This is a genomic window from Micromonospora sp. NPDC047738, from assembly GCF_040642675.1.
GTDB lineage: Bacteria > Actinomycetota > Actinomycetes > Mycobacteriales > Micromonosporaceae > Micromonospora.
Window position 1 is genome coordinate 135,890 of sequence record NZ_JBEYSO010000014.1, and the last position, 12,841, is coordinate 148,730.

The 12,841-nt window shown below is 71.8% G+C and carries 10 protein-coding genes; 5 read left to right on the forward strand and 5 right to left on the reverse strand.

The genetic code is table 11. The annotated features are described in order from the left end of the window. Positions 1-42: 42 nt before the first annotated feature. The 4 genes from ABZ783_RS22365 to ABZ783_RS22380 form a co-directional block, all read right to left on the reverse strand. Complete coding sequence (locus ABZ783_RS22365; RefSeq protein ID WP_357441389.1) at positions 43-2,670, reverse strand: glycosyltransferase; 2,628 nt, start codon at positions 2,668-2,670, stop codon at positions 43-45. 87 nt (positions 2,671-2,757) lie between these two features. Beyond that, on the reverse strand, positions 2,758-3,786 hold the full coding sequence (locus tag ABZ783_RS22370) for a Gfo/Idh/MocA family oxidoreductase (RefSeq protein WP_357441391.1): 1,029 nt from the start codon (positions 3,784-3,786) through the stop codon (positions 2,758-2,760). After that, a complete protein-coding gene (locus ABZ783_RS22375) occupies positions 3,783-4,892 on the reverse strand; it encodes a DegT/DnrJ/EryC1/StrS family aminotransferase (protein ID WP_357441392.1) in 1,110 nt (369 codons plus the stop codon). Before ABZ783_RS22375 ends, ABZ783_RS22370 begins: the two co-directional genes overlap by 4 nt. 85 nt (positions 4,893-4,977) lie before the next feature. Continuing rightward, positions 4,978-5,613, reverse strand: a complete 636-nt coding sequence (locus tag ABZ783_RS22380; protein ID WP_357441431.1) for a TetR/AcrR family transcriptional regulator — start codon at positions 5,611-5,613, stop codon at positions 4,978-4,980. Between the two features lie 194 nt (positions 5,614-5,807). Between ABZ783_RS22380 and ABZ783_RS22385 the strand changes: the two genes are divergently transcribed. The 5 genes from ABZ783_RS22385 to ABZ783_RS22405 all read left to right on the forward strand — a co-directional run bounded on the left by ABZ783_RS22385 (position 5,808) and on the right by ABZ783_RS22405 (position 12,011). Beyond that, the gene (locus ABZ783_RS22385; RefSeq protein ID WP_357441394.1) at positions 5,808-6,704 is read left to right on the forward strand and encodes an ABC transporter permease; all 897 of its coding nucleotides are present in this window, start codon (positions 5,808-5,810) and stop codon (positions 6,702-6,704) included. Beyond that, positions 6,697-7,512 carry an ABC transporter ATP-binding protein gene (locus tag ABZ783_RS22390; RefSeq protein WP_357441396.1) on the forward strand — a complete coding sequence of 272 codons (816 nt, stop codon included), beginning with the start codon at positions 6,697-6,699 and terminating at the stop codon, positions 7,510-7,512. The genes ABZ783_RS22385 and ABZ783_RS22390 overlap by 8 nt, the downstream gene beginning before the upstream one ends. 104 nt (positions 7,513-7,616) lie before the next feature. Then, on the forward strand, positions 7,617-9,152 hold the full coding sequence (locus ABZ783_RS22395; RefSeq protein WP_357441397.1) for a bifunctional cytidylyltransferase/SDR family oxidoreductase: 1,536 nt from the start codon (positions 7,617-7,619) through the stop codon (positions 9,150-9,152). A 2-nt stretch (positions 9,153-9,154) separates the two neighbouring features. Further along, complete coding sequence (locus ABZ783_RS22400) at positions 9,155-10,870, forward strand: CDP-glycerol glycerophosphotransferase family protein (RefSeq protein WP_357441399.1); 1,716 nt, start codon at positions 9,155-9,157, stop codon at positions 10,868-10,870. Between the two features lie 208 nt (positions 10,871-11,078). After that, positions 11,079-12,011 (forward strand): peptidoglycan-binding protein, encoded by a 933-nt coding sequence (locus ABZ783_RS22405; protein WP_357441401.1) that lies wholly within the window; start codon positions 11,079-11,081, stop codon positions 12,009-12,011. Between the two features lie 48 nt (positions 12,012-12,059). On the opposite strand, the gene ABZ783_RS22410 is transcribed toward ABZ783_RS22405, so the two are convergent. Then, positions 12,060-12,827 carry an alpha/beta hydrolase gene (locus ABZ783_RS22410; protein ID WP_357441403.1) on the reverse strand — a complete coding sequence of 256 codons (768 nt, stop codon included), beginning with the start codon at positions 12,825-12,827 and terminating at the stop codon, positions 12,060-12,062. Positions 12,828-12,841 lie beyond the last annotated feature (14 nt).

Genomic DNA, 12,841 nt, shown 5'->3' on the forward strand with positions numbered 1-12,841 from the left:
CCCCGAGGGGCACCGGCCGGTTTGCCGTTCCGGCTCCTGTGGTCAGGCCTGGCCGAGGAACTCCTCGAAGGCCCGGGCGGTACGCCGGCCGTCGTGCACCCGGCGCACGTAGTCAACCGCGCGCCGGCCCAGCTCGGCGGTGCCCTCCCGGTCGGCGAGCAGCCCCTCCAGCACCGACTGGAGGGTCTTGCCGGTGGCGTTCGCCATCGGCGGCCGCTCGCCGACGGTGTGCTCCACACTCGGCGCGAGGTACGCCACCACCGGCTTGCCGGCCGCCATCGCCTCGACGGCGAAGGTGCCGTAGCTGCCCGTGGTGATCTGGTCCACCACGATGTCCGCGCCCTTGACCATCTCCACCATCTCGGCCCACGGCACGCCCTCGGCGAGCCGCAGCTCGATGGCGCCGGAGTCGTGCAGGCTGTTGAGCACCGGCAGGATGCGGTCGGTGCCCTTGGTCCACCGCTTCGAGGGGCCGTGCAGGACGACCGGGCGGGACCGCTGCATCACCGGTTCGTCGCAGGCCCACGCCTCCAGATCGACCACGAGCGGCGCCCACGTGGCCCAGGGCAGGTCGTCGAGCAGATCCGGGGTCGTGACGAAGAGCGGCAGGCCCGACTCCTCCGCCACCCTGCGGTTGCGTTCGGACCGGGCGGTGAATCGCTCGACGTACCCGGCGGGTGCGTCGAAGAAGAGCGAGTCCTCGTGCCGCTCCATGTGCCGCAGCGGGTGCCGGACCTCACTGCCGTGCGCGAGCAGGGCCACCTTGATCTTGGCTCGGCGCAGCGCCGGCAGGTCGTACTCGATGTTGTCGCCGTTTAGCGAACCGAAGATCGGCAGGAACGCGTCCACCACCAGATGGGTGTACCGGCCGATCACCCGGTGCAGCTGTTCGACCTGCACGTCGAGATCGTGCAGCAGTCGCTCCGGGTCGAGGTAGACGTCGGCCGGGTAGATCAGAGTCGGCGACGTCTTGCGCATCAGGACCTCGGCCGACACGTCCGGATTGTCCCGGCAGATGGCCTGGGCGAAGGCGGCCGCCTGGCCGGCGTAGTTCGCCGGGCCGAGGCCGAGCCGTACCCGGGTCACGTCCAGCTTGCGCCAGGTGGGCAGGGCGGTCGGCGGGGCACTCGTGTCGACGGTCGCCGCCGCGGTGACCGGACGCTCGTCCACCGCCCAGGAGACGTCGGAGCGCCTCTCCGCGGGCGGCGCCACCGGCGAGATCCGGCGGTAGAGCTCCAGCAGCCCGTCGCACTGCTGCTCCCAGGAGAGGTCGTGCAGGATCGGCTCGGTGATGTTGCCGACCAGCTCCGACCGGTGGGCGAAGGCGTCCCGGACGGCAGCGGCGAAGCTCACCGGGTCGTCGGCGGTGAAGACCGCCCCGACCTTGTGCTGGTTGACGTACGCGCCGAGCGTCTTGACGTCGCTGGCGACGACCGGCAGACCGGCGTGCAGGTACTCGGCCAGCTTGGTGGGCAGCGAGATCTCGTAGTTGAGGGTCCGCTGGGAGCAGATCAGCCCCAGGTCGGCGGTGGAGAGGTAGTCCGGGACCGCATGCTGCGGCACGTACGGCACGACGTGCACGCGCTGCCGTACCCCGAGCGTCTGCGCCCGCTCCAGCAGCAGCTCCCGCTCCGGGCTGTTGCGGCCGGAGACGATGGCCAGGTGGAATTCCGGAAGCTCCGGCAGGGCGGTGACCGCCGTGCCGAGGCCGCGCTCGGCGGCGAGCCAGCCGGAGTAGACCAGCAACGGCACCTCGGGTGCCAGCCCGCAGGCCTGCCGTACGGAGGGCGGGTTGGCGCTGACGCCGATGGTCTCCCGGATCGGCGTGTTGCGCACGACCAGCGGGGTCTCGGGCAGCTGGAAGTCGTCGCGGATCAGCTCGGCGATCTCCGGGGAGACGGTGACCACCGCGTCGGCGAAGTTGATGAACTCCTTCTCGTACGCGATGTACGCGCTCGCCTGCTCCGGCTTGGGCCAGTCCACGCCGCTGACGTATTCGTGCGCGTCGTAGAGCCAGGCCACCTTCTCGCCACGCGCCCGCATCCGGGCGACGCTGAGCGCGGCCGTGCCGATCATGGTGATGTCGTTGGCGTGGATCAGATCCGGCTTGAGCTCCTCGATGACCGGCCCGAAGGCGAGATCGAGGTCGAGCAGGAACGGGTAGTCGCGGCGCCAGTTGCCGGTCGGAGCGGGCGTGTGCCGCTGCTCCCACTGGAACGCCCGCACCCGGAACTGGTGCACCGCGCGGCTGGCCTTGACCATCGCACCCAGCGCCCGGCTCGCCGGGTAGGCGATCGGGGAAATCGCCTGGGGGCGGTGCTGGTCGTCGCGGAGCCAGCCGATCCGCGCGGTCACCTGGCGTACCCACGCCTGGTGGGCCGCCCGGCGGCGAGCCAGGCTGGACTTGTCGGCGATGCCGAACTGGGTGATCTTCCGCCGGATCCGGTGGCCCTTCGCGCGCTCCCGCATGTGGCTGCCGACGGGCAGCCGCACGACCTCGACGGGACCCATCATCGAGCGCTGAGGGCGGACCCGTCCCCCGGCACCGATGAGAGTCACGTCCCACCCGGCACGCGCGGCGGCGAGCGCGGTCTTCTGCACGCGGGAGTCCCCGGTGATGCCGTTTCCGACGATCACCGCCAGCCGCGGCCGGCGGGCGGACGGTTCCATTCCATGTCCTCCAGGAGTCGTGGGGCTCAGTCGGTACGAGCCGCGCGGTGGGCCGCCAGCGGGCCGCCCACCGCGCTGCCAGGATCGTCAGACAGCGGCCGGCACGGCCGGAACGTCGCGCGACGACACGTCAACCGTGCTGCCGTCCGCCGCGGAAGACAGCAGCGCTGCCGCGACCTGGACCGTCCGCAGACCCTGCCGGAGGGTCACGATGTCGCTCTCCTTGCCCTCGACCGCGTCCCGGAAGCGCTCGTGCTCCACCAGCAGCGGCTCCCGCTTCGGGATGGCGTACCGCACCATGTCGCCCTCGGCCACCCCGCGGAACGCGCGCAGCGCCTCCCACTCGGTGTCGATGGCGCCGTTGGCGTAGAAGGTCAGGTCCGCGGTGAGGGTGTCGGCCACGAAGCAGCCCCGGTCACCCGTGATCACAGTGGACCGCTCCTTGAGCGGGCTCAGCCAGTTGACCAGGTGGTTGACCATCGTGCCGTCGGCGAGCTGGCCGACCACGGCGACCATGTCCTCGTGCAGCCGACCGCTGCGGGAGACCGTCCGCGCCGAGACGGAGGCGTACTCCTGCCCGGTGACCCAGCTGGTGAGGTCGATGTCGTGGGTGGCGAGGTCCATCACCACGCCGACGTCGGCGATCCGGTGCGGGAACGGGCCCTGCCGCCGGGTGACGACCTGGAACACCTCGCCCAGCTCCCCCGCCTCCAGGCGCAGGCGCAGGTTCTGCAGGGCGGGGTTGTACCGCTCGATGTGGCCGACCCCGGCCACCAGGCCGGCGGTCTCGAACGCCTCGACGAGCCGGCCGGCGGCCTCCACCGACTGGGCCAACGGCTTCTCGATCAGCGCGCCGACGCCGTTGCGGGCCAGCTCCAGGCCGACCTGCTCGTGCAGCGCGGTCGGGCAGGCGACCACCGCGTAGTCGATGCCCATGGCCAGCAGGTCGCCCAGTTCGGGCACCACCGGAGCGCGCAGCGTACCGGTGACGTCGCCGGCGGGGTCGACGATGCCGACCAGGTCCACACCGTCCAGGCCGGACAGGACCCGGGCGTGGTTGCGGCCCATCGCGCCGAGGCCGATCAGGCCGGCGCGCAACTTACGTCCCTCGCTCATCGGGCACCCCCGGCGAGGTTCGCGCCCTCGGCGATGCGCTCGAGGTCGGCCGGGCTCAGCGCCGGGTGCACCGGCAGCGAGATCACCTCGGCGGCGGCCCGCTCGGTCTCCGGCAGGTCCCACGGGCCGGGCTTGCCGTCCTCGGTCAGGTACGGCTTGAGCCGGTGGATCGGGGTCGGGTAGTAGACCGCGTTGCCGATGCCGAGCTCGGTCAGGCGCCGCTGGGCGGCGTCCCGGTTGCCCTGGGTCCGGACCGTGTACTGGTGGTACACGTGCTTCGCGTTGTCGGCCACCGGCGGGGTCACCATGCCGGTGATGTTGGTGTCGAGGAACTTCGCGTTCGCCCGCCGCTGCTCGGTCCACTCCGGAAGCTGGCGCAGCTGCACCCGGCCGATGGCCGCCGCCACGTCGGTCATCCGCATGTTGGCACCGACGATCTCGTTGGCGTACCGCTGCTCCATGCCCTGGTTGCGCAGCAGGCGCAGGGTCCGCGCCAGCTCGGGATCGGCGGTGGTGATCATGCCGCCCTCGAGCGAGTGCATGTTCTTGGTCGGGTAGAAGCTGAAGCAACCCGCGGTGCCGAACGCGCCCACCGGCTGGCCGTCGAGCGCGGCGCCGTGCGCCTGGGCGGCGTCCTCGACCACGGCCAGGCCGTGCCGCTCGGCGATCTGCATGATGCGGTCCATCGCGGCCGGGTGACCGTAGAGGTGCACCGGCATGATCGCCACGGTGCGCGGGGTGACCGCGGCGGCCACGGCCTCCGGGTCGACGCAGAAGGAGCCGGGCTCGATGTCGACGAAGACCGGCTCGGCGCCCACCAGACGGACGGCGTTCGCGCTGGCGGCGAAAGAGAACGAGGGAACGATGATCTCGTCACCGGGGCCGAATCCGAGCGCCATCAGGGTCAGCTGGAGCGCCGAGGTGCCGGAGTTCACCGCGACGCAGTGCCGACCGGCGACCAGCTCGGCGAACTCCTCTTCGAACGCCTTGACCTCCGGCCCCTGCACCACCAGGCCGCTGCGCAGCACCCGGACAGCCGCCTCGATCTCGGCCTCACCGATCACCGGCCGGGCTGGGGGGATGAATTCTGCGTTCAGCCCAGACATGGGCTTCCTCCTGTCAACAGGGAGCTCGTTCGGGACGCGATGCTAGCCGGTCCACCAGAGACCGGACTTAGGGGTACGGAAGCGGTCATGACCCGATGGGATCGATGGCCACGGTCATGGGGGATAGGTGAACGTCCGGTTCTGTCCGGACTGCCGGTTGGCATGCTACCTCCAGTGCGGTGGCGACAACGGCCGCCAGTCGGGGCAAATCCTCCGCGGACAGGGGGGCCCGGGACACCGCGAGCCGCCAGTACAGCGGGCCCACGATGAGGTCGACCGCCAGGTCGAGATCGGTGTCGGGGCCGAGCTCGCCACGCTCGATCGCCCGGCCGATGAGCTGGCCGCCGACGTCGCGCTGGTTGCCCCGGAGAGCCTCCTCCAGGGTCTGGGCGATGCGCGGGTTGCGGGCGGCCTCGGCCAGCAGGTCGGGGATGATCTGCGCCGCGAGCGGGTGCCGCAGCGCCCGGGACATGATCAGGAACAGCATCTCCAGGTCGGTGCGGAGGTCGCCGGTGTCCGGCAACGGCAGGCTTCGCCCCGCCGCCGACGAGACGATCTCCAGCACCAGCTCCAGCTTCGAACTCCAGCGCCGGTAGATGGCGGTCTTGCTCACTCCGGCCCGGCGGGCCACCGCCTCGATGGAGAGCCTTCCATAGCCGACCGCGGCGAGTTCCTGCATGACGGCGCCGCGGATGGCCGTGGTGATCTCATCTCGCAACACCGCCGCTCCGGCGGGAGCACGCCTCTTCTCGGTCGTCACGTGGGACAATGTACCGCAGCGACGGTACGGTTGCGTCCCGACGTGTTTTGAACTACCGTCCACGCATCGACGGAGCGGCGATCCGCACCCCCCGTGCCCCCCGCTCTCTGCCGTCGCGGATCTTCCCAACGCACAAGAGATCGGAGCGCCTACCCATGGCCAACACGGCGGTGGCCGACGCCGACTCAGGACTGACCCGGGCACAGCTCGCGGCCCGGCACGGCCTGTCCGTCGCCGGCGCGCGGCCGACCCTGGCCGCGTATGTGAAGCAAGTGTGGTTCTACCGGCACTTCATCACCACATACGCCAACGCCAAGGCGGTCTCCGCGTTCAGTCAGGCCCGACTGGGCCAGATGTGGCAGGTGTTGACCCCGCTGACCAATGCGGCGGTCTACTACCTGATCTTCGGCATCATCATCGGCACGAGCAGGAACGTGCCGAACTTCATCGCGTACCTCTGCGTGGGCGTGTTCGTCTTCAACTTCGCCCAGCTGGTCATCCTCGGCGGCACCTCGGCGATCACCGGCAACCTCGGGCTGATCCGGGCGCTGCACTTCCCGCGCGCCAGCCTGCCCATCGCGGTGACCCTCACCCAGCTGCGCAACCTGCTCTACGCGATGGCCGTGCTGGTGGTGATCGTGCTGGTCACCGGCGAGCCGATCACCCTGGACTGGCTGCTGGTGATCCCGGCGATGGTGCTGATGACGATCTTCAACGCCGGCCTGGCCATGGTGCTGGCCCGGCTCGGGTCCAAGCTGACCGACATGAAGCAGATCATGCCGTTCGTCATGCGGACCTGGATGTACGGCTCCGGCGTGCTCTACAGCGTGAAGGCGTTCGAGCAGAACCTCCCGGCCGTGCTGGCCCACCTGGTGAACGTCAACCCGCTGCTGATCTACATCGAGCTGGTCCGGCACGCCCTGCTGGAGAACACCATCCTCACCTCGTCGGCGCCCAGGCTGTGGCTGCTTGCGATCGCCTGGGCGGTCGTGATGGGCGTGGGCGGTTTCATCTACTTCTGGCGCGGCGAACAGGAGTACGGTCGTGGCTGAGCTGAACGTACCCGCCAACGTGGCCACGACGGCCGTCGGCGAGCGGATCCCCACGGTGATCGTGGACGACGCCCACCTCATCTACCGGATCTACGGCGCCGGCACGGGTAGTGCCGCGTCCCCGGTGGCGGCGCTGCGGCGGATCGTCCGCCGCCAGCCCCAGAAGCCCACGCTGCGGGAGGTGCACGCGGTCAAGGGCGTCAGCTTCACCGCCTACCGGGGTGAGGCGGTCGGTTTGATCGGCAGCAACGGCTCCGGCAAGTCGACCCTGCTGCGGGCCATCGCCGGGCTGATGCCGGTCAACCGGGGCGCGATCTACACCCAGGGCCAGCCCTCCCTGCTCGGCGTCAACGCCGCGCTGCTCGGCGACCTGTCCGGCGAGCGCAACGTCGTGCTCGGCTGCCTGGCCATGGGCATGAGCCCGGAGCAGGTCAAGAAGGCCACCTCCGAGATCCTCGCCTTCTCCGGGATCAACGAGCGCGACGACTTCGCCTCCCTGCCGATGCGGACGTACTCCTCCGGCATGCAGGCCCGGCTGCGCTTCTCGATCTCCGCCGCCAAGCGGCACGACGTCCTGCTGATCGACGAGGCCCTCGCCACCGGCGACTCCCGGTTCCGCCGGCGCAGCGAGCAGCGCATCCGCCAGCTGCGCGAGGACGCGGGTACCGTTTTCCTGGTCAGCCACTCGATCAGCTCGATCCGGGACACCTGCGAGCGGTCGATCTGGCTCGAGTCGGGGTTGATCCGGATGGACGGCCCCACCGACGAGGTGACCAAGGCGTACGAGAACTACATGGCCAGCCGCTGAGGCGGCAGCGGGTTTCGACGGCCGGCGCCGCCCTCGCGGGCGACGCCGGCCGTCGGGACGTTACGCCGCTCACCCCAACCGCTCATGGATCAGTGAGGACCGCAATGACGCAGGACCGCACCACCGCACCGGATGCCACGCCGGCCGGCCCGGCACCCTGGCGCCCCTCGCGGACGGTGGCCGTGATCCTCGCCGGGGGGACCGGGACCCGCCTCGGGCTGGGCATCCCGAAGCAGCTGTTGAAGGTCGCGGGCAAGCCGATCGTCGAGCACACCCTCGCCGTCTTCGAGGCCGCGCCGGAGATCGACGAGATCATCGTGCTGATGGCCGCCGGCCACGTGGCGGAAGCCCGGCGGATCGTCGCCAACGCCGGCTTCCACAAGGTCAGCAAGGTGATCGAGGGCGGCGAGACCCGCAACGACACCACCCGGATCGCGCTCGACGCGATCGGTGCCGGCGATGTCAACGTCCTCTTCCACGACGCGGTCCGCCCGCTGGTCAGCGCCCGGATCGTGCGCGAGTGCGTGAACGCCCTCTGGACGTACTCGGCGGTCGACGTGGCCATCCCGTCCGCCGACACGATCATCCAGGTCGACGAGGACGACTGCATCACCGACATCCCGGTCCGCGCCACCCTGCGCCGGGGCCAGACCCCGCAGGCGTTCCGGTCGGGCACGATCCGGGAGGCGTACCGGCGGGCCGAGGGCGACCCGGACTTCGCCGCCACCGACGACTGCGGCGTGGTGCTGCGCTATCTCCCCGGCACGCCGATCAAGGTGATCGACGGCTCGGACGAGAACATCAAGGTCACCCACCCGGTCGACGTGCACCTGGCGGACAAGCTCTTCCAGCTCGCCGCCGCGCAGGCGCCCCGGTTGAGCGACCACCGCAGCTACACCGAGGAGCTGACCGGCCGGACCATCGTGGTCTTCGGCGGCAGCTACGGCATCGGCCACGACCTCACCGAGCTGGCCCGCCGCTACGGCGCCCAGGTCTTCCCGTTCAGCCGCTCCACCACCGGCACCCACGTGGAGCGGGCCGAGGACGTGGCCGCAGCGCTGACGACCGCCTTCGAGGCGACCGGCCGGATCGACCACGTGGTGGTCACCGCCGGGATCCTGGAGAAGGGCGCCCTCGCCGAGATGGACGACGCGACGATGGACCGGCTCCTGCAGGTCAACTTCGTCGGCCCGGTCACCGTCGCCCGGCAGTCGCTGCCGTACCTCCGGCAGACCAAGGGGCAGCTGCTGCTCTACACCTCCAGCTCGTACACCCGCGGCCGGGCCCGGTACGCGCTCTACTCGGCCACCAAGGCGGCCCTGGTCAACCTGACCCAGGCGCTCGCCGACGAGTGGGCCGACTTCGGCGTACGGGTCAACTGCGTCAACCCGGAGCGCACCGCCACGCCGATGCGTACCAGAGCGTTCGGCGAGGAGCCGGAGCACACCCTGCTCTCCGCCGAGGCGGTCGCGCAGGCCTCCCTCGACGTGCTCGTCTCCGAGCTGACCGGGCAGGTCATCGACGTCCGCCGGGCTCCCGGCGAGCAGCCGGTCGGCGAGCAGGTCGCCGTGGTGCCCGCCCAGCCGGACGCGCACCCGGTGCCGACGTCGGGCCGGGCGACCAGCGGGACGGGGTGGTAGCGATGCGTGGTGACCTGGTCCGGAAGCTGCTCGCCCGGGCACTGACCACCGGGCTGGCGGTGCTGGCGTTCCTCGTCGTGGCGCTCACCGGCGCGACCGGTTGGGGGCTGGCGATCGCGGTCGCCGCCCTGGCCGCCGCCGGATGGGAACGGCGGGTACGGCCCACCGCCGACGGCGTCGCCGAGTCGGTGCTGGTCGCCGCCGGGATCCTGGTCGGCTACGCCCGCCGCCTCGACGCCGGCTTCGATCCGGCGCTGGCCGCCACCGCGCTGGTGCTGCTCGGCCTGGTGCTGCTGGTCGGGCCGCTGCGCGAGGCCGGGGCGCTGGAGATCCGCGCGGCCAACCTGCCGGTCCGCACCTGGACACCGCTGGTGGCCGCGCGGCTCGGTGACGCGCTGCTGGTGCTGCTCGCCGTGGTGGCGGTGGCCGCCGTCCTCGCCCTGCCGGCCTGGCTCGCGCTGGTCGCCGCCCTGCTGGTCGGGGCCGGGTGCGGCGCGGTCGGGCTGGACCTGGCCCGGCGGCGGTTCCGGCCGCCGGCCGGGGGCGGGCCGGTGGGCCGGGCGCTGCGCCGCCACCAGCCCGAGTTCGTGCTCTACTTCTCCGCCCCGCCCGGGTCGGAGTACCAGGTCACCATGTGGCTGCCCTACCTGGAGCGGATCGGCCGGCCGTTCCTGGTCATGCTGCGGGAGCCGGAGTTCCTGCCGGCGATCGCCGCCGCGACCAGCGCGCCCGTGGTGTTCTGCCCGACGCTCAAGGCCATGGACGAGGCCCTGGTGCCCAGCCTGCGGGCGGCGTTCTACGTCAACCATGGTGCGAAGAACAGCCACTGCATCCGGTTCGCCCACCTGACCCACGTGCAGCTGCACCACGGGGACAGCGACAAGGCGCCCAGCGCCAACCCGGTGTCGGCGATCTTCGACCGGATCTTCGTGGCCGGGCAGGCCGCGATCGAGCGGTACGCCCGCGCCGGCGTGGAGATCCCCGCCGAGAAGTTCGTCGTGGTCGGCCGCCCCCAGGTGGAGGCGATCGAGGTACGCCGGGAGCCGGTCCGCAGCCTGGCCAACCCGACGGTGCTCTACACGCCGACCTGGACGGGGCACCACGCGGACGCGAACTACTGCTCCCTTCCGGTGGCCGAGACGGTGCTCCGCCGGCTGCTGGACCGGGGCGCCACGGTGATCCTGCGGCACCACCCGTACACGGCGCAGAACCCGGCCTCGGCGCGGCAGCTGGCCCGGCTCACCGAGCTGCTCGCCGCGGACCGGGCGAAGACCGGCCGGGCGCACCTGTGGGGCGCGGCGGCCACCCGCGAGTTGACCCTGACCGACTGCGTCAACCGCTCCGACGCGCTGGTCTCGGACGTCTCCGGGGTGATCTCCGACTACCTCTACTCCGGCAAGCCGTACGCGGTGACCGACATGGGCGCCGACGGCGACGAGTTCGTCGCCCGGTTCCCCCTGGCCGGCTCCGGCTACGTGCTGCGCCGGGACATGTCCAACGTGGACGAGGTGCTGACCGAGCTGCTCGACACCGACCCGAAGGCTGCGGCCCGCTGGGCCACTCGCACCCGCTACCTGGGCGACTTCCCCGCCGATTCGTACGCCGAGGCGTTCCTCGACGCCGCCCGCCGGCAGCTCGAACCGGGCTGGAACCCGCCGGCCCCGCGCGCCGCCGACGCGGTCGCGCCGGACGGCTCGCCGCTGTCCCCCACCGCCTGACCCACCCCCACCGCCTGACCGCTCCGTCGCCAATGGCCGGAGCGGTCATCGGCGTGTCGAAAATCACCGCCACACATTCACCGTTGTAAATATTTATCTCCATCATCATACTTGCTCCCGGGCGCCCAGCCGACTCGGTGTAGTCGGCCCCGTTACCGGCGACGCGGCACGTCCGCACGCCGGCCACCCCTCGTCCACAGGAGCACCTATGAAAACGGTTTTCCGTCAGCTCGCCATGTGGCTCGGCGCGCTCGCGCTCGCCGTGGCGGCCGCACTGACCGGTCCGACCGCGGCCCAGGCCGCGGCGCCGGCCTGGCCCCTGCTCAGCAACGGCTCGACCGGCGCCAACGTCACCACCGCCCAGTACCTGCTCCGCCACCGCGGCTACAGCCTCACGGTCGACGGCCAGTACGGCGCCGGCACCACCTCGACCGTGAAGTCCTTCCAGTCAGCCAACGGCCTCTCCGCGGACGGCCAAATCGGCGCTCAGACCTGGGGCAAGCTGGTGGTCACCCTGAGCGCCGGGGCCAACAACGACGCGGTCCGCGCGCTGCAGACCGCACTCAACAAGTACGGCTACGGTCTGGCCGTGGACGGCGACTGGGGCCCGGCCACGACCAACGCCGTGAACAACTTCAAGTCCGCCCGTGGCCTCTCCGGCGGCTCGGTCGACACCACCACCTGGCAGTACCTGACCGGCGGCAGCGGCGGCACCGGCAACTACCGGCTGGTCATCGGCAAGTCGGTGCTGCCCCGCAGCGAGTACGACGATCCGCACCACGACTACCCGGCGATCGACCTGCCCACCGTGACCGGCACGACCACGTACGCGATCACCTCCGGGACGATCGGGCACGTCGGCGGCAGCTGCGGCCTCGGCATCGGCATCACCGCCGACGACGGTGCCTACTACCTCTACTGCCACCTGAACTCGCGCTCGGTCGCCGCCGGCTCCCGGGTCAGCGCCGGCCAGGTCCTCGGCTACACCGGGGCCACCGGCAACGTGACCGGGCCGCACCTGCACCTGGAGGTCCGGGTCAACGGCGCCAACCGCTGCCCGCAGAACATGCTGCTGGCCATCTACGACGGCGTCGCCCCACCGGCCCCGTCCGCCCTGCCCGCCACCGGCTGCTTCTACTGACGCAACCTGCGGTCGTGATGTCGTCGCCCTGCCTGCGGGGCGACGGCGTCACGGCCCGTCGGGCGCCGCGAACGGCGCGAGCAGGTCGAGGACCACGGCGGGGTCCTCGACGTGCGCGTTGTGGCCGAGCCCCGGCAGCGTCGCCACCGGCACGCCCAACTCCTTGAGCTGTCCGTCGGACACCATCGGGTCCTGCTCTCCCCGGGCCAGCAGCACCGGCACGTCGGTCGCGGCGAGCAGGGCGGGCAACTGGGGCTCCCCGACCGCGAACGCGGCCGGGTCCATGGCCAGCCGCCAGCGGCCGTCCTCGCGGCGCAGCCCGGCGTCCACCACCGGGTGGTCGGGGGCGAACAGCCCGGCCAGCCCGGCCACCCGCAGGTAGCGGCGGGCCGCCTCGTCCCGGCTGGCGAACCAGGTCACCGGCCGCTGGGCGAGCTCGCGGGCCTTGTCCAGCTCGGCCGGCGACCAGGCGACCTTGATGCCGAGCCCGACCACCCCGTCGATCGGAAGCTGCCGCGCCCGTGCGGCCAGCGCCAGCGCCACCACCCCGCCGAGCGAGTGCCCGAGCACCACCAGCCGGTCCCGGGGGCCGAGCCGGTCGGCGACCGGGCCGAGCCCCGCCACCACCCGGTCCGCGAGCGCCTCGAAGGAGTACGCCGGCAGTTGCGGCGACCAGCCGTGCCCGGCCAGGTCGGGGGCCAGCCAGCGGCCCGCCCAGCGGCGCTCCAGCAGCGGCGCCCAGGGCAGCCACACCTCACCGGTGGCGCCCATGCCGTGCAGCAGCAGCAGATGGCGGGTACCCGTCTCGTCGCCCATACGGCGCAGTGTGC

Excerpts from the sequence above, each read along its gene's own strand:
- ABZ783_RS22365 (WP_357441389.1), bottom strand. The coding sequence starts at position 2,670 with ATGGAACCGTCCGCCCGCCGGCCGCGGCTGGCGGTGATCGTCGGAAAC.
- ABZ783_RS22370 (WP_357441391.1), bottom strand. The coding sequence starts at position 3,786 with ATGAGCGAGGGACGTAAGTTGCGCGCCGGCCTGATCGGCCTCGGCGCG.
- ABZ783_RS22375 (WP_357441392.1), bottom strand. The coding sequence starts at position 4,892 with ATGTCTGGGCTGAACGCAGAATTCATCCCCCCAGCCCGGCCGGTGATC.
- ABZ783_RS22385 (WP_357441394.1), top strand. The coding sequence starts at position 5,808 with ATGGCCAACACGGCGGTGGCCGACGCCGACTCAGGACTGACCCGGGCA.
- ABZ783_RS22395 (WP_357441397.1), top strand. The coding sequence starts at position 7,617 with ATGACGCAGGACCGCACCACCGCACCGGATGCCACGCCGGCCGGCCCG.
- ABZ783_RS22400 (WP_357441399.1), top strand. The coding sequence starts at position 9,155 with ATGCGTGGTGACCTGGTCCGGAAGCTGCTCGCCCGGGCACTGACCACC.
- ABZ783_RS22405 (WP_357441401.1), top strand. The coding sequence starts at position 11,079 with ATGAAAACGGTTTTCCGTCAGCTCGCCATGTGGCTCGGCGCGCTCGCG.
- ABZ783_RS22410 (WP_357441403.1), bottom strand. The coding sequence starts at position 12,827 with ATGGGCGACGAGACGGGTACCCGCCATCTGCTGCTGCTGCACGGCATG.